Below are 26,977 nucleotides of genomic sequence, written 5' to 3' on the forward strand. Positions count from 1 at the left end.
GGTCGAAGGTGCTTTAGTAAGTAATACGTAATGCCCGCTTTACCTATGAAGTAGTTATCACGCAGTATCTTGCCTCTGCACGTGCCTTTCCAGCCCTTGAAAAATCAGCTCGTTCCTGCCCTTCTTCTGCCCCCTTTGGTGCAGACTCTGCTTGAGGTATCACCGAGTGGAATTCTGATTTTAAGTTCTTTGCCGGCGGCAGCTGACAAGGTCAAAGAGCAGGGCTTTCTTGTCTTACATGCCAATGCAGCGGCCCACCGTTTGCTGCATTGGTCAGGGTCAACGGGTGCCATTCCTCTCAGCGAGTTACCCCACGCATTAGCGCCTGCCATCTGTTCGTTTTGCCAGCGCTTTCAAGGAGCCGACCTCTCTAGCCTCAACGATACTGTCTCCTTGCCCGATGCACCCGATACGCTCTGGCAGTTAGTGATTCAGCACAGCGAAGACCTGCTAGTGCTAAACTTCACTCCGTTACCCAACTCGGCGCCACGTCCGGAGCCGGAGCCTGCCAGCATAACTGACACGTTAGCACAGATACAGGCGCGGGACTTACAACGAGCCGAGCAAAGTGAAGCCCGCTTTCAGCGACTAGCGGAAACCACACCCATGGTGGTTTGGGAAGCCAATGCTGAGGGGCATACCACCTACTTGAGTCCGCATTGGGAGCGATTTACCAGCGCTGCCAACGGCCAAGGCTTGGGCTGGAAGGAATACATGCACCCCGACGACCAAGCGTCTTTCCTGCAAGCCTGGCTTACGTCGGTGCGCACCGCGCAGCCTTTTCAGGCGGAAATGCGGCTGCGGATTGCTGCCACTGGCGAGTACCGCTGGCACCTAGACCGCGCTATCCCTGTTTTCGATACCGCTGGCCAGGTAACGCAATGGGTGGGCGCAGCTATTGACATTCACGAACTGAAACACCTGCAACAAACCTTGCTGGAGAGCGAGCAGTACTTCCGGGCCATGGCTGACCATGTGCCGGCCATGCTCTGGGTGACTGATCCGCAAGGACAATGCACTTACCTCAATCAGCAATGGTATGCTTATACAGGCCAGACCGAGGACAATGCACTTGGCACCGGCTGGCTCCAAGCAGTGCACCCCGAAGATGCGCCGGCCGCCCGCGCGGCTTTCATCGAAGCCAACACCCACCAAACACCTTTCCGGGTGCTTTACCGCCTGCGACGACGCAACGGGCGTTACCGCTGGGCACTCGATGCTGCTTTGCCGCGCTTCAACGCGGCCGGCGAATATGAGGGCTTAGTTGGTACCGTTTTGGATATTCATGAGCGGCAATTAGCCGAGCAGGGACTGCAACGCTTAGCTCGGCAGCTACGTCAATCCCGCGACGAAGCGCAGACGCTGAACTCGGAGTTGCGCACCATCAATGCGCAGTTGATGCGTACCAACGCCGACCTCGACAATTTTATTTACACCGCCTCGCACGATTTAAAAGCGCCCATCACCAACATCGATGGCCTGCTTGACGCTTTGCAACACCAGTTACCGCCCGCCGCCCGAGAAGCCGACCTCGTTATGCCAATCATCGGGATGATGCAGGAGGCAGTGGAGCGTTTCAAGAAAACCATCGACCACCTCACCGACATCACCAAGCTGCAACAAGAGCACGACTTACAGTCAGAGCCGGTGGATATTGCGGCTGTAGTGGAAGATGTGCGTCAGGATCTGCTACCCAGCTTGCGCGAAGCCGGGGCTCAGTTGGAAATAGATTTGTCTACCTGCCCGACGCTGCTTTTTTCCGTGAAAAATCTTCGGAGCATCGTTTATAACCTACTCAGCAATGCCCTCAAGTATCGACATCCCAACCGCCAGCCGTACATCCGGTTGGCGTGCTCGTCGGCAGGAGAAAACTGGCAAGTGCTCACCGTGCAAGACAATGGCTTAGGGTTAGCACTTGCTCAGCAGGCGCACTTATTTCGCATGTTTCAGCGCATGCACGACCACGTCGATGGCTCAGGCATTGGGCTATACATGGTTAAGAAAATGGTGGAAAATGCCGGCGGCACAATTAGCGTCGAGAGTGAAGAGGGAGTAGGCTCGATATTCTCAGTTTATCTGCCTCGCTGAGCAAGCGTAATAGCAAGCTGGTTGATTTGAAAACCGGGCATCATCTAGATTAGATGCTCTTGCCGCATGTTAAGTTTTCCAGTCGCTTTTCTCTCTAAGCACGAGCTTGGCGTGCTCCTTGCATAACTTGCTGCCATGATGAAACTACGTTCCTTATTCGTGCTTCTAGTTGCAATTGGCAGCATCAGCAGTTGCCAGACAAGTCAACCCCAGACTGTGAATCCTACAAGCCAAACGGCACCCACAGGTGCTCCAACAGAAGCGGCAGCCCGTGCTGCTATTGCTCAGCACTTGCAGCAGCAAGCCAATAAAGCACTTTACCAGCTCGACTCTGCGCGGTTCACCGATGTGGACACCCACTGGCAGGTGATGGTCCCTCGCACCGACTGGGCGAACCGTATGCCCAACGCCGCCGCGTTTGAAGTAGACAAGCAAACCGGCAAAGTCATTACGTTGATGGTGAAGTAGTAAACGAAAGTCTCCCCGCCGGGAGACTTTCGCTTCAGTTGCAAGGTCCAATGTTGAGCTTGTGAGCTAGGGTACCAACTCCGAAATTGGCGCAATGGAACTGCTGCTCCTACACCATCGGTCTTCTACCCAGGCCCTGACTCTCCTCGATAGCACTGTCTTACGTCAAAGCGTGCCCGAACACCTGTTGATAAAAAGTTACCAGCATGGTGAACGAATCAATGAGCAAGCCCTCGATTTGCGTGAGACAAGCCTGTATCAGCTGGTTTACGAGAGCCAGACCACTCCCCCATTGCCTAAGCTAACCCAGCTGCGTGACATTCTGCTTCGCTCACGTTGTTATAATACTGAACACCATATCACTGGCCTGTTACTTTGCAGTGAAGGGCGTTTTGTTCAGCTCTTAGAAGGAACTGAAGCCGATGTGCAGGAGCTGTTTGCCGCTATCAAGCAAGACCGACGACACAAGCAGGTGCAACTCCTACACCAAGGAGTTGCGCAAAAGCGTTGTTTCCCTGAATGGAGCATGGGGTTCGGGCAAGTGCCTGCCGCTGACCTCAATCAGCTAATAAGAGCTATACAAGTTCGCCAACCTGTCCGGGAGTTATGTTTTAAAGATCCATGCTTGCAGGCATTATGGCAAGCCGTAAGAGTGGCGGGCAGCAACGTCTAGCTGCTTGAAAGCAACATTTCCTACTTAATAGTGAATTGCCTATCGCAAGCCAGAAAATAACGCTTGCCGTGAAACTAGCCGCTGCTTTTTGTGCGTCGGGCTCAGTGCACTAAGGCCCAAAGTGACGTCCACTGAAGCTGGGTGTTAAGGCAGTAATTTCTGGAAGAAAGGTGTCAACTCGTTGGCCAAAATTGCATGGTCTTCCACGTTGGGGTGACCGCTGCATCCGCGGGCCTGCATGGGCTGAAAGAAATGCACTGCTACGGGCTTGTCAGTAGGGTAAGCGGCGTCAGTTTTCTGCTTGACAACCGTTAAGCAGTTTTGCAGGGTGGTTCGGGGTTTGCCGTGTAGCATGGCGCTACTGAGTAAAGCAATCCGGGCATTAGGGTACTTTGCTTTCACTAGCGCCACGAATTGCACGTAGCTGCTCACAAAACGGGTGGAGTCGAAGGGCAGCCGCTCTTTCTTGCCGTCGCCGTTACTGAAATCGTTGGTACCTAAGGCAATGCTGACAACTGAAGGAGCATAAGTAGTGAAATCCCAACGCAGCGGATTCTGCTCCCGAAAGTCCACTCGCTCATACACTTGGGGCATGGTGGGTCCGTCGCTGTTCCAGTTGCGGTACATTCCAATGCCGCTGACACTGCTTAGCAGAAAGTTGGTTTTAAGAGCACGGGCCACCCGGGACCATAAGCCATGTAGGCGTTGTGTTGATCGGGGTATTGACCACTGCCACAAGGTACTTCGGAAGGGTCGGCGGCAGCTCCGCATGTGATGCTGTTGCCAATGAATTCTATCCAAGGTGCTTTTGGTTTTTGCAGCGCCTTTACCTTCCGGGCTGCTACTTTTTCAATAATAATTGGCCCTGTATGCGCCTCAGTAGCTTTATACATCCACACCGTATGCCTGCCCGGAGCAGCAACCGAAATAACCAGCGGTTCCTTGGTATTGCCATTGACCCGTACCCGTTTTTGATACACGCCATCGAGCTCGTATTGGAGGTAGCTGTGTCCTTCTCTAGTGGGCAAGGACGTGTAAATCTGACATTGAGTCCCTTCGAAGCTGAAGCCGAAGTGAACGGCCGAACTGATTAGTTCCAATTGCTGCTTGACGTTAACAACTGTTCGACCGTATGGCTGCAAAGCGGTGGCTGGCAAGGCACCAACCGCAGTTGTTGCGAGTTCTGAAGACGTACAGCTTAAAGAAAGCGAACAGAACGCCGTAAGTAGGTAGACGACAGTTTTGGAAGGAGAAAAGTGTAGTGATTTCACGAAGATTAAAATAGCTACAGGTGGCACTACTTACCTTGCACCTGTTGGCACAGGGAGCTAGTAAGCTACACAAGCGCCGCTTCTCACGCCTAAAGCTACCTCAGGAAATCTTTTGTCTTAATTAATTAAAGCTGCACTTGCAACTAAGAGAGCTGTATCTAGCTACCCTACCAACTGCAGTAAGTAAGCGAGAGCCTTACAAACTTACTTTCATGCAAAGCAGAGTATGTTATTCAGGGCCACTCAGTTCTATTTACTTTTAGCTGCCTGTAGATCTAGCTTGGGCACCTGCTGATCTTTAACGTAGATACTGGCCCGCTCTACCTCACTGGTGTCCGATAAGGCCCACCATACTTGGGTGCCTTTCGTGCCAATGCGCACCGCCTCTTTGTACTGGCCGAAAGGTTTTTCATAATTCATCGTCAAGCCCGCAAACCCAGTTTTGTCGTTGACAATCATTTCTACTGCATCCTGGTTGTGCCGGTCGAGAGCAATTACGCCGCGCCCGTTATCAAGGAAGGACATGCCTCCGCGCTCCTGGCCAGTAGAGTCGTGAATGGTTATACCGTATGAGCCGGCAACGCGGGGTAGACTTTGCCTTTTATCAACGGGTTGGGTGCTTCCCCAAAATCACCCGATCCTGCCCCTGCGGCCCAAGTACGACCAGCGAAGCTGTTGCTGCATCTTTTCGGTTGCGGCCCGCCGTTTCGGGTGGAGCACCAAGCAGAATCCGTGGCCTATCCTGCGCATCAACGACCGTGATACCTCGCACCCGCAAAAAGGCAGGTTTATCTGCCACAAAACTCGTTACAACAGCTCCTGCCAACAGTAGGCCTGACAAAACCCCGAGCCGACGCTGACGCTTGAGTTGTTGCTCCAAGCGGGTAATTCGGTTCAGTAATTCGGTGGTATTATCTTCTGCCATCATGGAGTTCCGTGAAGAAAGAAATGAGTCTTGCTTTCAAGCTTCCAACTACTCTTTGCTACTACTGAGCAGTTGTAGAACTCATCTTACGTTTAGCAGATAGTCGGGTATTAACAAGATTTTGCAACGGTGGCAGCAACCAGCATATAGCTACACCTGGAGGATTCAGTTAAGCACAATGCCGAACAAGCACAGTTATGCTATCTTATTCTTTTAAAAGAAAGAGTGTTGCCCCTGCTAGTGTAAATTAACTCAAGGCTTTCTTCATCCACTCCTACTATCTCCCAGCACATATCTTCTTTGGGTTGGACCAGGTACCTTTCGTTGTCACCGGGGTGTCCAGCTTCTGGTGCAGATGGACAAGCTTTGTCAAGAATGAACTCTGTGGAATCGCTGAGCTTTCCTCCGTAATAATCTAGGTAGCGGTGTCCTTTCAGTTCAAGCACATATTGATCATCACCGGCACTTCGCCACTTGCCTTGCAACAACTGATAAATTGTTTTAGTGGCTGCGCCCGGCTGAAGTGCCAGTGAAGCGGCTAACTCGGTAGACTCCGTTGGTGCAGGTGCCTTCACACTTTCACTTATCGAATCTAACGCTAGCACAGCAGCTTCCGGCTTGACTGCTGCGGGGTGAGATGAATTCTTTGTTTCGGGTGAACAAGCAGCTAGTAAACCAACAACGGAGAATAGAAGAAATAAATCAGGCTTCACGTAATTCTTACGTAACGAATTGGATAAGTTAAGAATACAAACTCAACTGGTTTAACTCAACAGTTGCAAATTGCTGATGAAGCGCTAAAATAGGATTTTTTTACTTGTACGGTTCCTTACTATTCTTCTCATAGGTCACAACCTGGATTGCATTCCAAAAATGGGATTGCTTAAGCAGGCCTTTCTATATGATCCTGAGATTAGTTTAATCGAGGATGCATTGCTTCGCCCTGCTAGGAAAAAATACGCCTTTGCGTACTTAAAACTTGAGCCTATTGTGCGTACCAAGTATCAAAAGAGTTGAACAAGGCTGCTCTGCTACTAAGGCACAATGGGCATTTAAGGCCCTGGAAAGCTGTTTAGACATTTATATCTCACTATTAGCTCAATAAGCAATAAGTGCTCTACTAATTGCCAGCACACGCTCGTAATGTATTTTATAGCTCTGTTTAGATTCCAAGCAGCTACAACTTGCTGATGGTATTATTCAGCCAGCGCTGATATGTGTTAACCGAGAATATAGTAGTATTAACCTATTGTAATTGTCTGTACGAAAAATTTGATTCAAATTGAGACTTTCCTCCTATTATGAATCAACCTCTCTCTACCCTTGCCTCTGAGTCGGTCCGTCAACGGTTCGTTGCTGGCTTATTGACTCTAACTCATGGCACACGCCTAGCTCCCACGCTTGAAGAGCAGGCATTATTAGCACAATTTGTTCGCGGCGAAATGACCCTAGAGCAAGTCCTCGCGCAACTAGAGAACATGGCAAATGAGCCCTCGCGAGATATAGCAGTATGAAATCAGAGCTTGTTTATAACAAGTAAGACTCTGTGTTACTAGCTCAACACTTAGTGAATTATACATGGAAAGTAAATCGCCACGCCCGACCACTACCTTAGGCGCCGTATATGACGCAGCAGGTAGTAATCAGACGTTGCCTGTAGCATAAGAGAGATTCTTAACTGCTAATAAGTATTTACACAAATATTTGATTATCAATTATGTATAAACCATCTAATATAGTTCTACTGCGCGTGCCTAACGAAGGAGGTAGAGCGGCTAACGCATCAGGGCGCACTCAACGAATTGCGTAAGCTCGCTGCAACCGGCGTGTTGAGTTGAACTGTTGGGCTAAAAGCGTGCCCGATGCGCACACCGAAGGTTCGCGCAGCACGAGTTGCAGAGTGGCAGCGAGCTTGCGGGATGTACGACGGCAGCGGCCGTTACCTTTAGCTAAGTCGAGACACAAATTATCGAGGCGTTCTTCATAGACGAGTTGGTCTTGCCCATTGTAGAAGCGCACGATCGTGTAGTCGCGGGTGCTAAGGTTGGTTTCAGCGTTCCAGTAGCCAGACATGGCGGGCTTAGCAGGCGTTTGGGCAATGCTGCTTGTGGAAGTAGTAAAGCAAAGAAGGCTTACAGCCAGACGGAGAAGGAGAGCAATTTTCATGGCTTGAATGGTATAAAAGTGGAGTAGATACTGCCACAAGCAAGGGCAGCGCCCACAGCAGCTAGAGACACATATGTTCGTGAAGTAGTAGGCCAGATACTCTCCCTAATCGAAGGCACAGCAGGCGGTGAAGGGAGGGAAGCGTAACAACTGTTGCAAAGGAAGAGCAGGCCGCCCCGTTTTGCCTTTGCGTATGTTTCGCAAGCCTATGGCAATGTGGCATCGACTTTTGCGGATGTTGCAAAAGTGTTTGCAGATGTAACACACCAACATTTTTCGATTTTATTCGCTTGAAAAAAGCGTTACTTGCCATTGATTCGAACCGCAAGTTCAATACTGTCAGACAGATACATTATGCATCTTAGCTAGCGCTGGCTCTCGCTATACTGCGTTACCTCTCAGGTATCGCCTAAACCGAGCCGCTGCCGATGAACATTCGCTGCTTTGCTGTCCTGATCTGCTGTGGCCTGCTCAGCGGGTTGAGTAGCCTGGCTAAACCCGACCCCAAAACGGCCGTCGTCTCGGCCTCACCCGACAGTGCCTTGGTGCATCTTAGCTTTGCTCAGGTACACTCCGATGCTATGCAGCGGCTGGGTGGTACTCGGCGGTGGCGCTACCGGCCGGGTCATACAGCAGGCTGGGCCAGCCCGGCCACCAACGATTTGAATTGGCTGCTGGCCAGTACCGGCTTTCTATTTGGTGAAGGCCCTCCCGGTTGGCGTGGCACGGGCTGTTTCCGGCTGCGCTTCACTCTTGATTCAGCTTTACTCAGGGAACCACTGGCGCTGCACATTCTGCAAGAAGGCGCTTCTGAAGTGTATCTTGATGGTCACCTGCTAGGCCGTTATGGCACCATAGGCCATTCGGGCAGCACCACCCGCGGAATGCATCCGAGATACAGCATGTTACCTTTTATGTTGAATGAGGCCGGCCCACACCTACTGGCTGTGCGCTACGCTAAGTTCGATTTCTGGCCCCCACCTTACGGCGGCTTGGCGTTGTGGGTGGCTCCGGCTAAGCGCCTACTGGCTGACCGCCTAAGCACCGCCCGGGTCGATGCCTTCAACCTTATTGGCTTTACCGGCAGTGGCGTTCTAGCCCTGCTGCACTTCTTCCTGTTTCTGTTTTACCGGCCCCAGCGTGCCAACCTCTACTTCAGTCTTTTCATGGGGGTGACCGCGGCCACAAGCTTGGCTGTGTATTTCCGCGCCTCGTTTATGGATGAAGAAGCGCGCTGGTGGGCCCAGCTCGGGTTTCAGGCTACCATGTCACTGAGCAATGTGCTGCTGCTGGCCTTCATCTATTCGGTATGCCGCATGCGTCTGCCGTGGCCATGGCTGGGGTTTCAGCTGCTGGTGAGCACCGCGCAAGTAGGCATGTGGCTGAGGAGCCCATTTGTCAACGGCAGCCAGATCCTGCCGGTGCTGGTTCCGTTGTTTTTGCTAGCGTGGGTCGACATGCTGCGCGTACTGATCCGGGCCATGCGGCAGGGGCTGCCCGGCATCTGGCTGGTAGGGCTAGGCACGTTGGGCTCGATGCTCGTTCCGATTTCCGCCGACAGTTTGGCTTCGGTTTTCGTCACGGCCGGCTTTTATAACTACGCGGCCCACCAGTTCGTTATTCAGGTTTGCGGGCTGGTGCTGCCCATTTGCATGTCGATATATTTGGCACGCGACTTTGCCGCCACCCGCCGCGACTTAGAAGTACAATTGCGGCAAGTCGAGCAGCTCTCCGCCCAAACTCTGGCACAGGAAGCAGAGCGCCGTCAGCTTGTGAGTGCACAGAACGAGCGTTTAGAAGCTACCGTGCAAGCCCGCACCGAGGAAATTATTGAGCAGAACCACACGCTGGCCACGCAGCGCGACGAAATCAGTGCCCAGGCCGACCGCCTGCGAACCTTGGACCAGGAGAAGACTCGCTTCTTCACCAATATCACCCACGAATTTCGGACTCCGCTCACGCTTATGCTAGGTCCGGCTGCGCAAATTACGGCTGGCACACGTGAATCAGCCACTCGTCAGCAAGCGGAACTAATACATCGTAATGCCCAGCGTCTGCTGCACCTCATCAACCAGTTGTTGGACCTGAGCCGGCTCGAAGCTGGTCCGCAGGTGCTGCACCTCGTGCCCGGCGAGGTAGTCGGTTTTGTACGGGGACTGGTGGGCTCGTTCGAGTCATTTGCCCAGCAACGTGGTCTCACTTATGGTTTCGAGGCTGCCCTTTCCACACTATATGTAGAGTTTGATGCCGATAAGCTGGAAAAAGTGCTTATTAATTTGCTTTCCAATGCCTTCAAGTTCACTCCCAAAGGTGGTGAGGTAACGGTACAGCTACGGGCGGAAGCCGCGCCGGAACTAGACGCGCATTCTATGTGGGTAGAGCTAATGGTTCGTGACACTGGCTGTGGCATCGCGCCAGCTCACATGCCGCACGTATTCGACCGGTTCTATCAAGTTGATAGCACTGACACCCGCGAGCAGGAAGGCACGGGCATTGGCTTGGCCCTAAGCAAAGAACTCATGGTTCTACACGGCGGCACCATTACGCTAGCCAGTGAGGTAGGGCAAGGCACTCGAGTGGTGGTGCGGCTGCCGCTCCCTCTGGCAGCCACTAGCACCGTACCGGTAACAGCCGCTACGGGTCCAGCAGTCGAGCACGCCCAACTAGCTGCTTCTGGGTCCATGCTCGCCACGGCTCTACCGCAGGCGCCACTACTGCTATTGATTGAAGACAATGCCGACATGCGAGCTTACCTACGTACCATCTTAGCTGCCGACTACCAGTTACTGGAAGCAGAAAATGGGGCTGCTGGCGTAGCCCTCGCAACAGAGCAGCTTCCCGACTTGATTTTAACCGATGCTATGATGCCCCGCCTCGACGGCTATGGGGTGTGCCGAACGCTAAAGCAGGACGAGCGCACCAGTCATATTCCGATCGTTTTGCTTACGGCCAAAGCCGATCTAACCAGCAAGCTACACGGCCTAGATACAGGTGCTGATGCCTACTTAACGAAGCCGTTTCTACGCGCAGAACTACTAGCCCAGTTGCGCAATCTAGTGCGTAGTCGCCAGCAGCTCCAAGAAGCGTATCGCCGCAGCTTAATCGACTTGCCTCCCAGCCCGCCTTCTATGGAACAGGTGTTCTTGGCGAAGGTACAGCAAGTGATAGAACGCTTTCTTGATGATGAGACTTTCAGTGTTGAGATATTAGGGCATGAGCTTGGTTTGAGCCGTACTCAGCTGCATCGCAAGCTCAAGGCCCTCACCGACCAAGCGCCCGGCGACTTTATCCGACTGATACGCATGCAGCGAGCTCATGAATTGCTAGCTAATGGCGCAGCTACCGTGTCGGAAGTCGCGTACCAAGTGGGGTACAGCAACCCTGCTAACTTTTCTACCAGCTTTTCGCGCCATTTTGGCTACGCGCCAAGCAGTACGCCCCGGCACGTGAAAATAAATTCGTAAGGCCTTGGAGGCTAGCAGCTGGCTAACCTTTGTATCTAATGGTTGGTGAATCAGAGTCTTGAAGAGCAGACTCTACGACAATTTGCATTTGCTTGCAGGTGCTATCCACATGCTACCAATGGCAACTCACACCACTTGAGAAAGCCAATTGATGGCGGCCGCTTCTTCCTCGAACACCCGATACACCAACGCCCCTTTTGCTTGCTGCTGGATTTGGCTGAAAGAAAGGCGAGTAAACACATCTTGTGATAGTACCACTGCACCCGTAACCGGCCCGTAGGCCACCTGACGTGTCTGCCAGTAATTGAGGATCAACAAGCGTTCATCTTCTGTAAATGGCAACAACAACCGCTGGTCGCTGAGCACCCGGTGCCAGTCGTAGCGCTGAAGCAGCCGCCCCGTGTGCGTTAAAAACCCTTGCACATCCGACAACGACCGTTGACCAGGATGGTAGCGCAACCATGCGTAGCCATCGGCATGCTCATGGAAGCGCCCCATTGCGATTTCAAAGTAGAGTAAAGACATGCAAAGAAATAAGGCTGTATCGACAGGCGCCGCCGGTTTAGGCTTGCTCGTGTTCCTGTAGGTAAGCCAGCAAATGCGGCAGGGTCATCTCCCGGCGTCCAACCCGGTCGAGTAGGCTGCGCTCGTAGGAGGTTAGTACTTGCGTGGTATCGTGCGTGAGTGCTAAAGCTGCCAATACTAATTGATGGCCTCCTTGCTCGGTTCCTACAAGTTCGGGGTGCTGACTTAACCAGAGAAGAAGAAGGAATTGCATAAGTAAATATCCTTTTATTCAAGAGTTTCAGCAACCTCCTAACCGCGCGGTTCGACCAAAGGCTATGAATCAGTGGTCCAATACCGAACTGGAGTCGACAAGTGAATACAGTAGCTGCTCGCTATAGCTACCCCTGTAGCTTTTCTAGCTTTAGAAGGCCCCGAAAACCAATCTTGTCGGTTGAGTTTTCCGGCTATTTTAGAGCAACGCTTCTAACCATAATCTGAAATGATGGCGTGATTCTGAAACAATTGTTTCAGTATTTGGGTTATGCTCGCAATGGCTCGAAACGTAGAATTTATTCCTCAAGAAAAGGTTGAGAAGGCGTTACACGTTTTCTGGCAGAAAGGCTACCACGCCACGTCTATGCAAGACTTGGTGGATGCGATGCAAATCAACCGCAGTAGCTTGTACAACTCTTTTCAGGATAAACATTCGCTGTTCCTGGAATGCTTACGTAGCTACGCCGAGCTATCGCGCATAGACTACGAAGCCGTGGCCCGTCAACAAGGGCTCTCGGCGCTACAGGTCCTCGACCTTCTCATTGACCACATTGCGGAAATGACGGTACAACGGGAAAATGCTTGTATGAGCGTCAGGTCTTGCTTTGAAATGGCTGCTCACGACCCGGAAGTGCAGCGCGTTTTGCGAGCTGCCAACACCCGCATTGTTGCGCTGCTCCAGAATCTGCTGACAGCCGCTGAGCAAGCCGGCGACATTCAATTGCAAGACCGCCCGGAGGTAGTAGCTAGCCACCTTTCCAGTAACTTCTGCGGCTGGTGGCACTCGTATCTCCTGTCTGAAGATTCTGCCTTGATAAAGAAAATGGCGGCTTTGCTTAAAGCCAGCTTACGAACTTGATTTTTGTCTTTTTTTGAAACAACCGTTTCAGAAAACACTTATTGCATTACCCTTTTCCTCGCTACTCTAATTGACGTTTCTCCATGGCTACTACTTCCATGTCCTCCATACCTTATTCCGTACTTGATTTGGCCGCTGTTGCACAAGGCAACACGCCAGCCGACTCGTTTCGGAACAGTTTGAGCTTAGCGCAGCACGCTGAAAAACTCGGCTACCGTCGTTTTTGGTTGTCGGAACACCACAATATGATTAGTGTGGCCAGCTCGGCACCAACAGTACTAATGGGGTACATAGCGGGAGGAACTACTACCATTCGGGTTGGATCGGGTGGCATTATGCTGCCGAACCACGCCCCGCTTGTGGTAGCCGAGCAACTGGGCACGCTGGCATCCCTTTACCCAAACCGCATCGACTTGGGCTTGGGCCGTGCCCCCGGCACCGATCAGGTTACGGCTCAAGCCATTCGGGGCAGCCGATTTTCAACCGCCCATGATTTTCCACGGGACATCCAGCAACTACAAACCTACTTCTCGGCCGGCAACAGCACTAGCAGTGTGCGCGCCATCCCAGGCGAAGGATTGGACATCCCGATTTACATACTTGGATCAAGCACCGATAGCGCCTACTTAGCGGCGGCCATGGGTTTACCCTACGCCTTCGCTAGCCATTTCGCGCCCGGGCAACTGCTATCGGCCATTGCCATATACCGCAGCAACTTCCGTCCGTCTGCATCGTTGGCTGCGCCCTACGTCATTGCTTGCGTGAACGTGGTAGCCGCTGATACCGATGCGGAGGCCGAGTGGCTGCGCACCACCCAGCAGCAGTTTGCACTCGGCGTGGTAACGGGCAAAAAAGCGTTGCTGCAACCCCCAGTAGAGTCGATGAGCGCGCTTTGGGAACCTGCTGAGCAGCAGTACGTGGAGCAGATGCTAGGAGTGTCTTTCGTGGGCAGCAAGGCGACGATCCAGCAAAGCCTGACGCGTTTCATCAAGCAAACACAACTAAATGAGCTTATGGCCGTGTCGCACATCTACAGCCACGAAGCCCGACTCCACTCATACCAGCTTTTGGCTGAGACTTTACAAGAAATACAGCAGCCTGAACCAGCTAATCAGTTAGTTTTCAACTAAGGCAACAAAAAAGGAGGTCTGCTAGCAGACCTCCTTTTTTGTTGCCTTAGTTGGCGTTCCAGATGCTTTCAGCGGGCTTACTTCGTTGGTGTCTTCCTGGCCTTTAAAGGCCTTGCACCTCTGTTTACTGATCGATAGTTATTTACTCTAGCTGCGGCATTCATCACGTTAATACCAGTAGGCAAGAGTATTCGCCCACGATGTTCGTGCGAATCGCATAGCAACGGCAGGAGCTGTTAGCTCGATTTCAGAGCGGCTAGAACGCGCTTGATTAATTCATTTGGGCTGCCGTCGTGCCAGCGCCACACAATAACCAAGTCATGCTCGGGGTCAATCCAAATGGTATTTTGGCCCGCGCCAAGTGCCGCGAAACTAGTGGCGGGGGCATCAGGCCATGCTTTCTGCTCGGTGTTGAGCCACCAAAGGTAGCCGTAGTCGGGGCCGACGGGGCCGCGCGTGGTAGCTTGTTTAATCCAAGTAGGCGATACTAGTTGGCGCCGGCCCCAGCGTCCTTGCCGCAGCATCAGGTAGCCGAAGCGCGCTTCGTCGCGAGCACTAATGATTAGTCCGCCGCCCCAGCGTGTACCCCCACTCACTGAGGGCATGGTTTTGCCTTCCACGGTGGCTACGGCGTTGGGGTAAGGCACCCACTGCCAAGTGGATGACGCACCAATGGGGTCCATAATTTCCTGTTTGAGCACGGTTGGCAACGGACGTTTCCAGAGGCGCAACAGTGATAATGCCAGCCGGTTGATGCGCACGTCGTTATACTCGTAATAGGTGCCCGGCGCTTGCAAGGCGCGCGGTTTACGCTCTCCTTTCCCGAAGGCTTCGTGGCCGATGAAGTTGGCGTTCTTTCCCCATAGTTCGCCTTCCCATTCACTTGTTTGCCGCGCGTGATGCTCCCACGTAATAAGGCGATTCTGCTCGGAATCGTAGCCACCGTCCTGAATGTACTTGGCCACTGGGTCGTGGATGTCTTTGATCATACCGCGGTCAACCGACAAACCCATGATAGTTGACAGGAAGCTTTTTGCGGCGCTGTAGGTGGGGTCTGGCCGGTCGGTTTCGCCCCACTCGGCCACCACATATCCATGCCGCAGAATAAGGCCATTGGTAGCAGCACGGCTCGTGGGCATTGGGCCCAGCAGTTTGCCGAAAATTTCCTCCTGCGTAGAGAAGTTAGGAGTCATCTGAGTGGTTTCCTGCGTGCGAGCAAATGCCACCGCTTCAGCCAAACGCACCGAATCGAAGCCAGCGGGGCCAGGAGCTTGGTGCTGCCAAGCTGCACCCGGTGCCGGGAAGTAGGTGTTCGAGTTGGCTGTGCTATCAGTTGAAGGCGTAGCCGGGCGCACACAGGCCGTCAGGGCCGGTAACCAGAGCAGTAAGAAGAAAGAGATTCTACGCATAAACGAAAGTGAAAAGCATCAGGCAAGCGCTAACAGGTGATAAGGAAGCACCAGAAAAAGCAATGAAGCGAAGTTAAGAGTGGGCCTGAAAGGCACGCCTATCAGGAGCTATTTCGTGCTTCTTGTTATAGGAAGTATTTCCCACTCTAGCTCTATCCTCCGTGAGCTTTAAGCAGTTCGATTACCCGACACCTTTATTAAACTCTAGTCACGCTGCTAGCTCCCTGCCGGAATGGGAGGCTGCTGTACGGCACTTCTTTTCTTGAAGTAATAGTAGAACGGCAACCCGCTAAGTACCAACCCAATGCCTATCAACGATTGTTTGGGCTGCGTGACCAAGGTGTTGAAGGTCAACGAAAGAGCGAACAGCAAAATGAATATCTGCACAAAAGGGTAGCCTATTACATTAGTGGTTATTCTTCCTTTCCGCTTCATTTTTAGAACTGCCAAGGCTAGCAATCCATAGAAAAGGAAAGTAGCGAAAATCACTAGGTCGGTCAGCATCTCGAAGGTGCCGGACAGAACCATCAGGCAACTCCACACCAGCGTGTAAACAAGCGCCATGTGGGGCGTTCGGTAGCGCGGATGCACGGTTGCGGCTTTCGGAAAGAAAAACCGCTCCTGCGCCATCCGAAAGTAGATGCGGGTGTGCGAAAGCAGCACTGCATTGAGGGTTCCAAAGACGCTCACCATAATCAGTAAGGTTACTCCGGTTTTGCCAGCCTTACCCAGCACACTTTCGGCCACTACAGCGGCGCCAATCTCGTTCGGACTAATAGCAGCGAGTTGGGACAGCGACAATACGCGCAGGTACGCATAATTGACCAGCAGATACACTCCAATGGCTATGCAAACGCCACCCACTAAGGCGCGTGGCACATTACGAGTTGGGTTTTTGACCTCACCAGTTACAAACGACAAATCCACCCAACCGTCGTAGGCCCAAAACACACTGAGCAAAGCCGTTAGGAAGGCGCTGACAAACGAGGCATTGCTGGCAGTTGCCGCCGGCGCGTTTGGGAGAGGCGCCGTTTCGGGAGCCGGAGCAGCCAAAAACAGCCCCACCAAAATGAGCAGCAAGATGCCCAACAGCTTGGCTCCCGTGAAGACGTTGCTGAGCTTCCCGCTAATGGCCGCCCCGCGGTAATTCACCCACGTAAGCGCGCAGATGGTGCCAATAGCCAGAATCTTTATGCCCGAGTCGGCAAACGGATAAATAAAGCCACCGATAGACACCTGCGCCCAGGCCTGCAAAGGGTTAGGCAGCGGAATCAGCGTGTTAATGGTTTGGGAGAAGATAAAGCCCAGTGCAGCCACCGAAGCCGTCCCGATAATGGTAAAGTCAGTCCACCCAAACAGGAAGGAGGCAAAGTTGCCGAATGAGAGGCGCAAATACTCATAAATGCCTCCCGACTCCTCGGTGAGTGAGGACAACCCCGCCAAGTTGAAGGCGCCGCAAAGGGTGATAAAGCCGGCGAGCAGCCACGCCGTCAGGATCCATGCTTCGCTCAGGCCTGTTTGGGCCAAAGGCACGATCTTCTTGAATACACCAGACCCAATTACAATACCGGCCACCAGCAAAGTGGCCGTGATAACCCCAAACGCCCTGACCAAGGTGACCCCGGCCGTAGCTTCTTCCCGTTGCGGAATGCCCATGAAGCCAAGGTAAGCAAATCCAAAAGCTAGTCGAGCTAGCAAGTTTATGACCGTCCCGAAAAACAGCTTACGCGAAGCGCTATCCGAGTGCGTTATACAAGCCCGCTTGTAATGTAAAAAAGAGGCTCGTTGACCATCGGCCCCACAATCCAACTTCCGTCGGGTATGGGACTAGTAGTCAACGAGCCTCTTTCTACCGTGACACTATCAAATGATGAAGATTAGTGCCTCATGTTGAGCGCGCTGAAGCAACATATTTATCTATGCTGCCACTGTACCCGTCATGCTGAGCTTATTGCCCACCGCTCACGGCTTTGGACTCACTTTCTGGCTTCACCATAGGGTATTTGATGCCTAGCTGTTCCAGGTAGGTTTTATACTTGGCGGGATTGTAGTAATACTTCTTCATCTCGGGCCGGAATTCTGCCATAATGCCTTCGTTGAGCTTGATGGCGGGTTTGTCGGTGGCCGAAATTAGCGGGGTATACTTGGTGTCTTTGGTTTGCACTTCGTTGAAGTAGGTCCAAGCGTCTTTCAGGATTTCGGGCTTCACCAACATGTCGAGCAAGGTCATAGCCTCGGCTTTAGCGCCGGCCGTAACGCCTTTATGGGCAATGGGGGTAGCCATCGAAACAGCATTCGACCAATGGTGACCGGGCAAGCCGGGGATATTGGCCGGATAGCGTAGCACCACGGTTGGCACGTTCCAGGAAATATCGGCAATGTCGTCGGAGCCGCCCCGATCGAGAATTCTTCGGGTTTGCTGAGCGTATCAAGTTTCGTAGCCAAGCCATCAATCGGCTTGTTGCGACGGTCGGTTTTCGGGGCTTTCATTTCTTTCTGGATGGCGCGGGCCAGTACTTGGTCGTCGGCGCTCCAAGTGGGCAGGCCTACCACCCGAATGTTCTGGTACATCGCCTCGGCAACGGGCTTGTTCATGTGGCCGGGCCAAGCACTTCCCATCACTTCGTGCGTGACGCTGGTATTGGTCATGAGCGTAGCACCCTCAGCCATTTTCTTGGCGTCGTCAAACATCTGCATGATCTTGGGGTAGGTCCGGTCGCGGAAGTAGTACCACACCGAAGCTTTGGACGGCACCACATTGGGCTGGTCGCCGCCATCGGGAATCACGTAGTGCGAGCGTTGCGTTACCTCCATATGCTCGCGGTGGAAGTTCCAGCCAATGTCCATCAGCTCCACAGCATCGAGGGCACTGCGGCCGCGCCACGGCGCACCCGCCGAGTGTGCGGCTTGTCCATCGAAGTTAAACTTCACCGAAATCATGCCGTTGCCCCCACCATCCCCGTACGAAACGCCGAGGTTGTCGCCGACGTGGGTGAAGATGCAGGCATCCACGTTTTTGAAATACCCATCACGCACAAAGTACGCCTTGGCTCCGAGCTGTTCCTCGGCCACGCCCGGCCAGAGCATGAGCGTGCCCGGAATCTTTTCCCGCTCCATAATCTTCTTGAGCGCCAGCACAGCCGTCACGTTCAACGGCTGCCCGGAGTTGTGGCCTTCTCCGTGGCCCGGCGCCCCCGCAATTATAGGGTCGTGATAGGCTACGCCGGGTTTCTGTGAAGCCTTCGGGATACAATCAATGTCGCTGCCGATGGCAATTACGGGCTTACCTGAGCCCCATTTCGCCACCCAGGCCGTGGGAATCCCCGCAATGCCTTGCTCGATAGTGAAGCCGTTTTTCTTGAGGATGCCGGTCAGGTAGCGTGAAGTTTCCGTTTCCTGAAACCCAAGTTCCCCGAAACTGAACACCATGTCCACCATCTGCTGCGTGGCTTTCTGCTGCTTATCAATCTCGATGGCCAGCTCCTTTTTAAGGGCTTCCAGTTTCGCTGGCGACATGGTAGTTTGGGCGGTTGCGCGTTGCGGCAAAGCCAACGTACCCAGCAAACCTCCCACGCTCAGCGCGCGCCGAAAGAAAGTAAAGTTGGTTTTCATAAGCTCAAGGGTTTTAGGATTACCTGAAATGGAAAACGGAGACCTGGACGAAAGCAGGTTATCATGTCGACATGCTGACTGTGTACTCAGTATGCCTAGTACTATTAGTGACAAACCAGAACATCCTGCTGAGCAGGTGACGCATCAAGCTAGGAATGCAACTAAGCTCAAGCCTCTCGCCTGCTGCCGATGTGATACTATTGTCATGCTGAGCGAAGCCGAAGCATCTCGCGTGCTGACGTTGCCGTGCTAACTCAACGAGGCGAGCGAGATGCTTCGGCTTCGCTCAGCATGACAGTTACCTTGGCAACGGCATCCCCACAACGTCAGCACGTAGGAGACTTCGGTTCCTGCATTGCTGCGCCACCTGCTCAGCAGGACACGGGATACTTTGGCGGAAAAGCAACATGATGCTTCGCCAAGTGCCCCGTTACATTTTACTCTACTTGTATTAGCAACAGCAGCACGCGTGAAACTTACGATGCCTTAGTACGCCACATCATCGTCCAGAAAATCTATGCTAGGCATGCCGATGGGGGCGCCGGGCGGCATTTCTAGGCCGGGGATGGGCTGGAACTTGTTGGGGTCTTCGTTGAACTTGGCAATTTGGGCTAGGCCAAAAGCAAGGTTGGCTTTCTGCCGGCTTTCGGCCGAGGGCATCTTCGTGGTCATCCACTGTTGTAGCTCCTGCACTTTCAGCAAGGCCTGTCCGCGGGCACTTTCTGATGCTTGGTTGTTGGCGGCTAGTTCCAGTAAGGTTTTCAGCGTCACGTTGTTGACCATGGTTTGCAACTCGCCTTTGTAGCCGGTTTGCAGCGGGGCCTTCCAGGTGGCGGCCAGCAACTTATCAACCACCTGCATAAAGCCCGGCTGCTGACTGTCGCGGGCCTGGTACTCGATCAGGCGGGCGGCCCGCTCGGCATTCAGCAGCGACGAGATGGTTTCACTTGCCGCAGCTTCGGCAGCAGCAATAGGGTCGAAGGTGGGCCCAGTGTGGCGGCTAAACAGCTCCGACATGTTGTTGTAGCCCGACGGACGCGGCGGAATCTTCTGAATCAGCTTTTCGGGCAAGGCCAGCGCGTCCGGCGTGATGGTGGTTAGCAATGCATCAAACGCTTTCCACTGCTCGGCGGGTGCTACCATTTTGGTGGCTACCTGCCCATCGCCTTTGACAGCCGGCGAGAAGTACAACCCGCCCAACGACTTGGCGGCGGCTTCAATCTGGTAGCGGTGCAGCAGGTAGATGGGTACCAGCACTTCCTCCAGTGTGGCCATGGGCGCTTGGTCAGGAATGGCTTTCTCCGAGAAGTTGTCGAGCACGTGCCGGCGCACGGTCATGAGCTTGGTGAGCTGCGTCACGGCATTTTCGCCATCGTCCCACTGGTGAGAGGTGGGGTGCGTGTAGCCGCCGATATCCGGGATGAAGAGGTGGCCCTGCTTGAGGGTTTCCTGCATGATCTTTTCGAGAGCCTCATCTTCGTTGGTGCCTTTCGGGAAGTCCTGGTAACCCCAGAGCACTGACCGTTTGTCCCAACTACCGATGCCTTTGGCGTAAGCGTCGGACACGTCAATGGTGCCGTCGGCTTTCAGTGAGAAGCGCGGGAATGGATAATCCATCACCGAACCCCGGCCATTGGGGCTAGCGGCAAAGTTGTGAAAGAAGCCCAGCGTGTGCCCGATTTCGTGCGCCGACAACTGCCGGATGCGGGCCAGAGCCAGCTGCTCCATTTTGTCGGTGTTGGATTTGCCGCTGCCGTAGGGTTGCAATAAGCCCTCGGCAATCAAATAGTCCTGCCGGTGCCGGTCCGAGCCCAGCGTCACGACCCCTTTGATGATTTCGCCGGTGCGCGGGTCAATGTAGGAAGAGCCGTAAGAAAACGCGCGCGGGTTGCCGGCGCGGTCCACCCAGTTCACCACGTTGTAGCGAATGTCCATGGCATCGGCGCCAGCCGGCAGTTCTTTCACTTGGAAGGCATTTTTGTAGCCTGCCGCTTCAAACGCTTGGTTCCACCACGCCCCGCCTTCAATTAGTGCTTGCTTAACTTTTTCGGGCGCACCCCGATCCACATAGTATACAATGGGTTCAACAGCTTCGCTGGTGGCAGCCTTGGGGTTCTTCTTTTCCAACCGGTGCCGCCGCGAGTAGCGCACCATCACGGGCTCGGTCATGGGGCAGAAAAGTCCAGGTAACTGAACATATTGAAGCCGGAACGCGGGTCAAATTTGCGCGGCTTGTAGTTGTTGTCGGGCAGCTCCACCAACGACTGGTGCATGTTCACCGTTACGGCGTTGGGGTCGGGCGCAATTTCTGGACCGCCACCGAAGCCCCGGCCGCCAGCCGTGGCCCCACCCGTGAATGTGACCAGTGCTTCAAACTCGGTGTTTTTAGGAAAATTCTTGGTGCTTTCCAGAAACACGCCCGAGCGGGTTTCGTCGAAGCGGTAGGGGCACTGGCACCCCCGGTGGCCGGGGCGGCTCCGCGCAGACCGGCAAAAGAGCGGGCCCCGAGCCGGTCACCGATTTTCTGGCTGTCGCGCACAATGAAAGGCGTGAAATCGACCAGTACTTTGCTGCCTTCCGCAGCAGCGGGCATGAAGCCCCAAATCACGGATTTGGCAAACGCACTGGCCACTGATTTTTGCTCGTCGGTGTTGGTCGTGACGGCGCGGTAGTTGTAGTTGGGCGCCATCAGCAGCACTTTGGGGCCCATCCGCATGAACTTCACGATGGCCGACGAGGCTTGGCCTTTCTCCGGCCCACCCGAGCCAACGCCTTCGGTAAGGGAGCTGAAATACAGAAAGTCTTGGTCGAACCGCTCGATTTCCAAGTAGACTTTGCCGGTTTTCTCGTCGTAGTAAAAGGGGAAGTAGCCGTCGTACTTCTTCATTCCCTTGGTGAAGTCGGCAATGGAAGCGGCAAGTTTGGGGGCGGGTTTGCTGGCCGCCGATGCCGGATCGGTGGCTGCGTTTTGGGCACTAGCCAACGAGGAAAGCGCCAGTAACAAGGCAATGGGTAGCTGTTTGCGTAGCTTCATTCGGGGTGGTTGGGGTAGTTGAAAAAAGAAACCTAACGTACCAGAATTCGTCGAAGAACATCCAGTGCCCCACCGAATTCTGATAGCGTATTAGAGCAGCTTATTGGAAGAAATCTCGGCGTTCGGAATCGGGAAAATGTACTCGGGCTGTGCAGGCGAAATAGAAGGCGCCGTGCCTTTGGCGGGAATAGGCAACAGGTTGCGCAGCAAGTCGACGGACCGGAACCCCTCCCCTAGCAACTCGATGCGCCGCTCCACCCATATTGCGTTTAACAGAGCCGTGGGCGTGGCAGTAGCAGTGGCGGCGAACGTGTAGGTTGGGTCAGCGCGCTGATGCACAGCCGTTAAGATACGCGCCGACAAGATTAAATCTGGCGTACTGATTTTGGCCAAGGCCTCCGCGTAATTTAGCAGCACTTCCGAGTAGCGGATGACGGGGATGTAGTCGAGGTACGGGTTGGCTTTTTTGTACTTGGTAAGATACACGGTAGTGCCGGCCGTGCGGAGCATAGTCCGACGCTCATCGGTGGTGCGCCATTGGGCGTTGCCTAAGATGCCGGTCGGGTTAAGGTTGTACTCCTGATTGACGGTGTACTCGTAGCCCAATGAGCTTTGGCCGCTCACGTTATCGAGTTCGGTCATTGGCATCGAGAAGATGCTTTCGGTGGTGGTGTAATCGGAGTTGAATACGGTGCTGATACTGGCCTGCATCTGGTGCAGCACGCCGCTGTTGGATTTGAAAGGCGCCGTGGCCGAGACAATTTTTTGGGCCTCCGTTACCACGTTGGCGTACTGCCCCATCGACAGATACACGCGGGTTTTCAGCGCAATAGCCGTGTTGCGGTGGGCGCGGGTGGTGTTGAGCAGCGGCGTGGTGTATGTAAGCGGCAGCCCGGCTTCGGCCTCAGTCAAATCCCTGATAATCTGCGCGTACACCTCCGCCACGGTGCTGCGGGCCATGTCGTTGTTGGCGGAAGTAGTTTGGCCTTGCAGCCGCAGCGGTACGCCGGGCGAAGCGCCGTTATCCTTCATATAAGGCTGCCCGTAGAACGTAATCAAAGTGAAGTAACTCAGGGCTCGCACAAACTTGGCCTCGGCGGTGTAGTTGGCCGCCACGGCAGCTTCCACGGCGCCAGGGTGCGCGGCCAAGCCATCGATGAGCAAATTGGCCGAGTTGATGGCGGCGTACGCCGTGCTCCAGGTGGTAAGGGCATCATTGGAACCGGAATTGATGGTGTGGTTCCAGGCATCGTAGCCAGTGAATACGTTTTGGAGGCGGTTGATAAATTCCTCGCCCCGAATGTCACTGAGCATTAGGTAACGGCCGCCAAAAAAGCTGCCGTTTTTCAGTCCGGCATACATGCCGTTCACCTGGCCCAACACGCGGGTTGGCGTAGCAAACAGCGCTGCATCGGGCAACGACGTTTCGGGGGCGGGATTCAAGATTTCCTTTTCATTGCAAGCCGTGGTGCACAGCGTGCAGGCCAGGAAGAGTAAGGAAGCAAGGCGGAGTGCCCCCGCTTTGCGGGTAGCGGGTATAGTGATTGTCTTCATCGATTTCGGGTTGATGTGTTAGCAGCCAGCAACTTGGCTATCAGGCCGGGCAACTGTTGAGTGCGAGCTGGCTACTATCTACTTGTTTCGGACTGCGGACTTAGAAACCCACGTTCACGCCCAAGGTGAACGTGCGGCCCTGCGGAATGGAATTCTTGTCCACGCCGGGCGTCGTGTTGGTGTTGCCGTTCGAGGATATTTCCGGGTCGGTGCCGCTGTACTTGGTCAGGATGAAGGCATTGAATACCTGCGTATACACTCTAACCGAACTGACACCCGACTTGCCGAACACTTGCTTGGGTACCGTATAGCCAAGCCCCGCCGATTGCAAACGCAGGAAATCTGCTTTCTCCACGTTTTCTGAAATCGGAAACGAAGAACCATTGGACAGCAAGTCGCCGAACACAACCCGCGGAATATCGGTGACTTGGCCTTCCGTGGTCCAGCGGTCTAGCACTTCCGTGGTGTTGTTCCAGAACCGCTGGTCGCGCCAGGTGCCCTTCGTGCCGTTCATCACGTAGTTGCCGCCCGAGTACGTGAAATTGATGCCCAAATCGAAGTTGCCGTACCTGAAAGTGTTGTTGAAACCGCCGTACCAAGTAGGCAAGGCGTTGCCGAGCAACTGGTAGTCGCTCACGCTGATAGCGGCGGCCGGCGAGCCATCCAAGTAGGTCCAGCGGCTTTGACCCGAGGCTACGGCGTGGCTGTACTGTACTTTCTCACCGGCTCCGTTGATGAAAATGCGCTGGCCATTAGCGGGATTCACGCCGTCGGTTTTGGCGCCGTACAGGCTACCGACCGAGTACCCTACCCGCGTGATATTGGTGGTTTCCGAGCTCGTACTTGTGGTTCCAACAATCTCGGCACCGTCGCCAAACAAAGCGGTTACCTTGTTTCGGTTGGTGGTATAGTTAAGGTTGGTGTTCCAAGTGAATTTGCCGGCGTTGAGCACGCTGGCATTGATGCCCAACTCGAAGCCGCGGTTGTACATCGAGCCCACGTTCATCAGGATGGCGTTACCCGGAATGCCTTTTGAGGGCGTCTGTGGCACGTTCAGAATCAGGCCATCTACGTTGTTGCGGTAGTAGGTTATATCGAACCGAATCCGCTCGTTAAACAAGCCCAAATCAGCGCCTATGTTGGTTTGCTTGCTGGTTTCCCACCCTAAGTCGGGGTTGCCGCCCTGGCTGAACGTCCAGGTGGGCACCGAGCCGTACAGCGCCGAATTGTATAAGGATAACGAGCCATAGGAGTTCGACAAGTTTCCATTGCCCACCTTGCCCCAACTGGCCCGCAGCTTCACGTTGGTGAGCACCGCGGCCAGCGGCGTGTTCTGATAAAACTGCTCTTCGCCCAACGACCAGCCCCCGATACACCCCCGAAATTGCCGTACTTCTTGCCCGCTCCCAAGGCCGAGTTGCCGTCGCGCCGGAAGTTCACGGTCAAAAAATACCGCTTGTCAAAGTCATAGGTGACGCGTGAAAACACCGATGCAAATGCCCGCTCGTTCAGGAAGTTGTTGGCCGGCACTATGCTGCCGTAGCTACCCTGGAATTCGTCGAAGAAATTGTCGGACAGAATAGAGCGAGTCGCGCCCCACGACGAATTATTGAACTTCTGCACGTCGTAGCCGGCCAGCAGGCTCACGCTGTGCTTGGTGGAAGGCAGCGGCAGCTGGTACGTGAGCGTGTGGGTCAGGTTCCAGTTGTCGATCAGCAAGCTACTATTCGTTGCGTTGCCGTTCGGGTAACCGGGGCCGTGTAAACCAGTCTGGAATGTGGCATTCTCGATTTTCAGCCTGTCAATGCCGTAGCTGAGGCGGTAGGCCAAGCCCTTCAGCGGGGTGAAGTCCGCCGAGAAATTGCTGATAATCCGGTCGTTTTCCGAGGTATACTTGTTGAGGTCGAGCAGCGGCACCGGGTTGTAGAAGTTGCTAGCTACCGTGTTGTTGCCCATACCCAAGGTGTTGGCCGTGCTGAGGTTGTAGCTACCATCGGGGTTCACGGCATACACGTTGGGCGCTGACAGCCAAGCTAGTCTAGCCGAACCTACCAAGCCAAACGCATTGCCTTCGAGCGAGCCGGTATTGGGTGAGGCATTGAGGCTGTTGTTGTAGTTGGCATTACCCGACAAACTCAACCACGGCGTCAGCTTGTGGCTTAGGTTGAAGCGCACACCTTTGCGGGTGAACTCATTGGTTTTGAGAATTCCTTTCTGGTCGCTGTAGTTGGTGGAAAAGTAGTATTTGGTGCTTTCCGAGCCTCCCGAAACACTGAGGCTATGGTTTTGCGAAAAGCCAGTTTGGTACACTTGGTCATACCAATTGGTGTCCACCAACGAACCGTCTTCGTTGTAGGTTGGGAAGAAGGAAGCGGATGGTATGCTGGCATTATTGGCGTTGCCACTCAAGATTTTCGAGTTGAGTACCGCTTCATTTTTGATGAGCATAAATTGCTCGGCGTTTAGCATTTTGGGCAAGCGCACAGCCTGCGTGAGGCCTGCCCACCCCTCGTATGTCACGCGTGGCTTGCCTGCTTTGCCGCTTTTGGTGGTCACCAGAATCACGCCGGCGGCGGCCCGGGAACCGTAAATAGCAGTGGAAGCTGCATCCTTCAGCACGTCAATCGACTCGATATCGGCCGGGTTGATGTCGCCTAGCGGGTTGTTGGCCACCGTAGTGCTACCCGACGCGTTGCCCGTGTTAATCGGGATGCCATCCACTACCACCAGCGGGTAAGAACTAAGCGAAATCGAATTAATTCCCCGAATACGGATAACAGGAGCATTATTCAGCACCCCGTTGGGTTGACCGATGCTCACGCCAGTAGCCTTGCCAGCTAGGCCTTGGTCGAAGCTTTGAACGGGCATATCCTTGACGGCATCGCCGGATACACGCGCCGCAGAACCCGTAAATTCTGCCTTGGTTTGGGTGCCGTACCCTACCACCACTACCTCGTCGAGGGCTTTTGCGTCGGGCCCCATGGCTACCGTTACGGTGGAGCGCCCCGCCAGCGATACTTCTTGGGATTTGTAGCCTAAAAACGAAAACACCAGCACGCTATTGGGGTCGCCTTCCAAGGTGAAGGTGCCGTCCATGGCAGTGGCTCCGCCGCGCGTAGTACCTTTCACGAGCACTGTCACGCCGGGCAGAGGCGAGCCATTTGCTTCTGTTACTTTACCCGTGATCTTTTGGCTTTGCGCGCTAGTTTCCGCTGCGTAGAGCAGCGTAGGCAAGGCTAGTAAAAGTTTTTTCATGCTTGGAATATGTTGGTGAGAGCATCCTATTCAAGCAACTCCAGAGCTATATCGCTGGCGCTAGAGCGCAGGTCGATTCAGGGCAGCTTTTGCTGCCAAGACGTATGGTTTTGTAGGGTACGGCCTAAGCAGGCCAGCACGGATTTACCGCGACATTAAGAGAGGGAAAACTGCTTTTGTGGCATAGAGCGGCTTAGCACGCATTTTTTGTGCGAGGAACCATGCGAGGCAGTGGGAGTGCCTCAATCCAACAAGGGGGCAGAATAGGCCGAGGGTATCCCGGCAGGGC

21 protein-coding genes and 2 pseudogenes are annotated in these 26,977 nt (G+C 54.0%); 6 read left to right on the forward strand and 17 right to left on the reverse strand.

Annotated elements, in window-relative coordinates; translation table 11 throughout:
* Positions 1-138 precede the first annotated feature (138 nt).
* The 3 genes from MUN86_RS23780 to MUN86_RS23790 all read left to right on the forward strand — a co-directional run bounded on the left by MUN86_RS23780 (position 139) and on the right by MUN86_RS23790 (position 3,229).
* The gene (locus MUN86_RS23780) at positions 139-2,088 is read left to right on the forward strand and encodes a sensor histidine kinase (RefSeq protein WP_245126220.1); all 1,950 of its coding nucleotides are present in this window, start codon (positions 139-141) and stop codon (positions 2,086-2,088) included.
* A gap of 135 nt (positions 2,089-2,223) precedes the next feature.
* The gene (locus tag MUN86_RS23785) at positions 2,224-2,556 is read left to right on the forward strand and encodes a hypothetical protein (protein ID WP_245126222.1); all 333 of its coding nucleotides are present in this window, start codon (positions 2,224-2,226) and stop codon (positions 2,554-2,556) included.
* A 94-nt stretch (positions 2,557-2,650) separates the two neighbouring features.
* Positions 2,651-3,229 carry a BLUF domain-containing protein gene (locus MUN86_RS23790; RefSeq protein WP_245126224.1) on the forward strand — a complete coding sequence of 193 codons (579 nt, stop codon included), beginning with the start codon at positions 2,651-2,653 and terminating at the stop codon, positions 3,227-3,229.
* A gap of 144 nt (positions 3,230-3,373) precedes the next feature.
* Here the strand turns inward: MUN86_RS23790 and MUN86_RS23795 are convergent, their stop codons facing one another.
* The 6 genes from MUN86_RS23795 to MUN86_RS23820 all read right to left on the reverse strand — a co-directional run bounded on the left by MUN86_RS23795 (position 3,374) and on the right by MUN86_RS23820 (position 7,591).
* Positions 3,374-3,910, reverse strand: a complete 537-nt coding sequence (locus MUN86_RS23795; protein WP_245126226.1) for an SGNH/GDSL hydrolase family protein — start codon at positions 3,908-3,910, stop codon at positions 3,374-3,376.
* Positions 3,877-4,500 carry an SGNH/GDSL hydrolase family protein gene (locus tag MUN86_RS23800; protein WP_245126228.1) on the reverse strand — a complete coding sequence of 208 codons (624 nt, stop codon included), beginning with the start codon at positions 4,498-4,500 and terminating at the stop codon, positions 3,877-3,879. Before MUN86_RS23800 ends, MUN86_RS23795 begins: the two co-directional genes overlap by 34 nt.
* Positions 4,501-4,749: 249 nt before the next feature.
* A complete protein-coding gene (locus MUN86_RS23805) occupies positions 4,750-5,025 on the reverse strand; it encodes a hypothetical protein (protein WP_245126230.1) in 276 nt (91 codons plus the stop codon).
* 79 nt (positions 5,026-5,104) lie between these two features.
* Positions 5,105-5,428, reverse strand: a complete 324-nt coding sequence (locus tag MUN86_RS23810; RefSeq protein ID WP_245126232.1) for a hypothetical protein — start codon at positions 5,426-5,428, stop codon at positions 5,105-5,107.
* A 197-nt stretch (positions 5,429-5,625) separates the two neighbouring features.
* The gene (locus MUN86_RS23815; protein WP_245126234.1) at positions 5,626-6,138 is read right to left on the reverse strand and encodes a hypothetical protein; all 513 of its coding nucleotides are present in this window, start codon (positions 6,136-6,138) and stop codon (positions 5,626-5,628) included.
* A 1,081-nt stretch (positions 6,139-7,219) separates the two neighbouring features.
* Positions 7,220-7,591 (reverse strand): hypothetical protein, encoded by a 372-nt coding sequence (locus MUN86_RS23820; RefSeq protein WP_245126236.1) that lies wholly within the window; start codon positions 7,589-7,591, stop codon positions 7,220-7,222.
* Between the two features lie 428 nt (positions 7,592-8,019).
* Here MUN86_RS23820 and MUN86_RS23825 point away from each other — a divergent pair, with 428 nt between their 5' ends.
* Positions 8,020-11,055 carry a hybrid sensor histidine kinase/response regulator transcription factor gene (locus MUN86_RS23825; protein ID WP_245126238.1) on the forward strand — a complete coding sequence of 1,012 codons (3,036 nt, stop codon included), beginning with the start codon at positions 8,020-8,022 and terminating at the stop codon, positions 11,053-11,055.
* A gap of 126 nt (positions 11,056-11,181) precedes the next feature.
* Here the strand turns inward: MUN86_RS23825 and MUN86_RS23830 are convergent, their stop codons facing one another.
* Positions 11,182-11,580 (reverse strand): hypothetical protein, encoded by a 399-nt coding sequence (locus MUN86_RS23830; protein ID WP_245126240.1) that lies wholly within the window; start codon positions 11,578-11,580, stop codon positions 11,182-11,184.
* A 37-nt stretch (positions 11,581-11,617) separates the two neighbouring features.
* Positions 11,618-11,833: a hypothetical protein gene (locus MUN86_RS23835; RefSeq protein ID WP_245126242.1), complete on the reverse strand. Its 216-nt coding sequence runs from the start codon at positions 11,831-11,833 to the stop codon at positions 11,618-11,620.
* A 279-nt stretch (positions 11,834-12,112) separates the two neighbouring features.
* Here MUN86_RS23835 and MUN86_RS23840 point away from each other — a divergent pair, with 279 nt between their 5' ends.
* Positions 12,113-12,694 (forward strand): TetR/AcrR family transcriptional regulator, encoded by a 582-nt coding sequence (locus MUN86_RS23840; RefSeq protein ID WP_245126244.1) that lies wholly within the window; start codon positions 12,113-12,115, stop codon positions 12,692-12,694.
* Positions 12,695-12,792: 98 nt separating this feature from the next.
* Positions 12,793-13,824 (forward strand): LLM class flavin-dependent oxidoreductase, encoded by a 1,032-nt coding sequence (locus tag MUN86_RS23845; RefSeq protein ID WP_245126246.1) that lies wholly within the window; start codon positions 12,793-12,795, stop codon positions 13,822-13,824.
* Between the two features lie 236 nt (positions 13,825-14,060).
* Here MUN86_RS23845 and MUN86_RS23850 read toward each other — a convergent pair whose 3' ends face one another.
* The 9 genes and pseudogenes from MUN86_RS23850 to MUN86_RS31950 all read right to left on the reverse strand — a co-directional run bounded on the left by MUN86_RS23850 (position 14,061) and on the right by MUN86_RS31950 (position 26,688).
* Positions 14,061-15,233, reverse strand: a complete 1,173-nt coding sequence (locus MUN86_RS23850; protein ID WP_245126248.1) for a serine hydrolase domain-containing protein — start codon at positions 15,231-15,233, stop codon at positions 14,061-14,063.
* A 216-nt stretch (positions 15,234-15,449) separates the two neighbouring features.
* Complete coding sequence (locus MUN86_RS23855) at positions 15,450-16,889, reverse strand: APC family permease (protein WP_245126250.1); 1,440 nt, start codon at positions 16,887-16,889, stop codon at positions 15,450-15,452.
* A gap of 292 nt (positions 16,890-17,181) precedes the next feature.
* Positions 17,182-18,845 (reverse strand): annotated as a pseudogene (locus tag MUN86_RS23860) (peptidase dimerization domain-containing protein).
* Positions 18,846-19,331: 486 nt separating this feature from the next.
* Positions 19,332-21,014, reverse strand: coding sequence for a zinc-dependent metalloprotease (locus MUN86_RS23865; RefSeq protein ID WP_245126252.1), 1,683 nt, complete (start codon positions 21,012-21,014; stop codon positions 19,332-19,334).
* Positions 21,011-21,262 (reverse strand): DUF5117 domain-containing protein, encoded by a 252-nt coding sequence (locus MUN86_RS31370; RefSeq protein WP_280640655.1) that lies wholly within the window; start codon positions 21,260-21,262, stop codon positions 21,011-21,013. Before MUN86_RS31370 ends, MUN86_RS23865 begins: the two co-directional genes overlap by 4 nt.
* A gap of 149 nt (positions 21,263-21,411) precedes the next feature.
* A pseudogene (locus MUN86_RS31375) lies at positions 21,412-21,879 on the reverse strand (DUF5118 domain-containing protein); the annotation flags it as partial.
* Between the two features lie 90 nt (positions 21,880-21,969).
* A complete protein-coding gene (locus MUN86_RS23875) occupies positions 21,970-23,433 on the reverse strand; it encodes a RagB/SusD family nutrient uptake outer membrane protein (RefSeq protein WP_245125880.1) in 1,464 nt (487 codons plus the stop codon).
* Between the two features lie 100 nt (positions 23,434-23,533).
* A complete protein-coding gene (locus MUN86_RS31945) occupies positions 23,534-24,790 on the reverse strand; it encodes a TonB-dependent receptor domain-containing protein (protein WP_311182165.1) in 1,257 nt (418 codons plus the stop codon).
* Entirely contained in the window at positions 24,733-26,688 is a 1,956-nt protein-coding gene (locus MUN86_RS31950) for a SusC/RagA family TonB-linked outer membrane protein (protein WP_311182167.1), read from the reverse strand. Before MUN86_RS31950 ends, MUN86_RS31945 begins: the two co-directional genes overlap by 58 nt.
* Positions 26,689-26,977 lie beyond the last annotated feature (289 nt).

This window comes from Hymenobacter volaticus (assembly GCF_022921055.1).
GTDB classification, from domain to species: Bacteria; Bacteroidota; Bacteroidia; order Cytophagales; family Hymenobacteraceae; genus Hymenobacter; species Hymenobacter volaticus.

Excerpts from the sequence above, each read along its gene's own strand:
- MUN86_RS23855 (WP_245126250.1), bottom strand. The coding sequence starts at position 16,889 with ATGGGCATTCCGCAACGGGAAGAAGCTACGGCCGGGGTCACCTTGGTC.
- MUN86_RS23840 (WP_245126244.1), top strand. The coding sequence starts at position 12,113 with ATGGCTCGAAACGTAGAATTTATTCCTCAAGAAAAGGTTGAGAAGGCG.
- MUN86_RS23835 (WP_245126242.1), bottom strand. The coding sequence starts at position 11,833 with ATGCAATTCCTTCTTCTTCTCTGGTTAAGTCAGCACCCCGAACTTGTA.
- MUN86_RS23850 (WP_245126248.1), bottom strand. The coding sequence starts at position 15,233 with ATGCGTAGAATCTCTTTCTTCTTACTGCTCTGGTTACCGGCCCTGACG.
- MUN86_RS23845 (WP_245126246.1), top strand. The coding sequence starts at position 12,793 with ATGTCCTCCATACCTTATTCCGTACTTGATTTGGCCGCTGTTGCACAA.
- MUN86_RS23865 (WP_245126252.1), bottom strand. The coding sequence starts at position 21,014 with ATGACCGAGCCCGTGATGGTGCGCTACTCGCGGCGGCACCGGTTGGAA.
- MUN86_RS23875 (WP_245125880.1), bottom strand. The coding sequence starts at position 23,433 with ATGAAGACAATCACTATACCCGCTACCCGCAAAGCGGGGGCACTCCGC.
- MUN86_RS31950 (WP_311182167.1), bottom strand. The coding sequence starts at position 26,688 with ATGAAAAAACTTTTACTAGCCTTGCCTACGCTGCTCTACGCAGCGGAA.
- MUN86_RS23830 (WP_245126240.1), bottom strand. The coding sequence starts at position 11,580 with ATGTCTTTACTCTACTTTGAAATCGCAATGGGGCGCTTCCATGAGCAT.
- MUN86_RS23810 (WP_245126232.1), bottom strand. The coding sequence starts at position 5,428 with ATGATGGCAGAAGATAATACCACCGAATTACTGAACCGAATTACCCGC.
- MUN86_RS23785 (WP_245126222.1), top strand. The coding sequence starts at position 2,224 with ATGATGAAACTACGTTCCTTATTCGTGCTTCTAGTTGCAATTGGCAGC.
- MUN86_RS23805 (WP_245126230.1), bottom strand. The coding sequence starts at position 5,025 with ATGTCCTTCCTTGATAACGGGCGCGGCGTAATTGCTCTCGACCGGCAC.
- MUN86_RS23820 (WP_245126236.1), bottom strand. The coding sequence starts at position 7,591 with ATGAAAATTGCTCTCCTTCTCCGTCTGGCTGTAAGCCTTCTTTGCTTT.
- MUN86_RS23825 (WP_245126238.1), top strand. The coding sequence starts at position 8,020 with ATGAACATTCGCTGCTTTGCTGTCCTGATCTGCTGTGGCCTGCTCAGC.
- MUN86_RS23790 (WP_245126224.1), top strand. The coding sequence starts at position 2,651 with ATGGAACTGCTGCTCCTACACCATCGGTCTTCTACCCAGGCCCTGACT.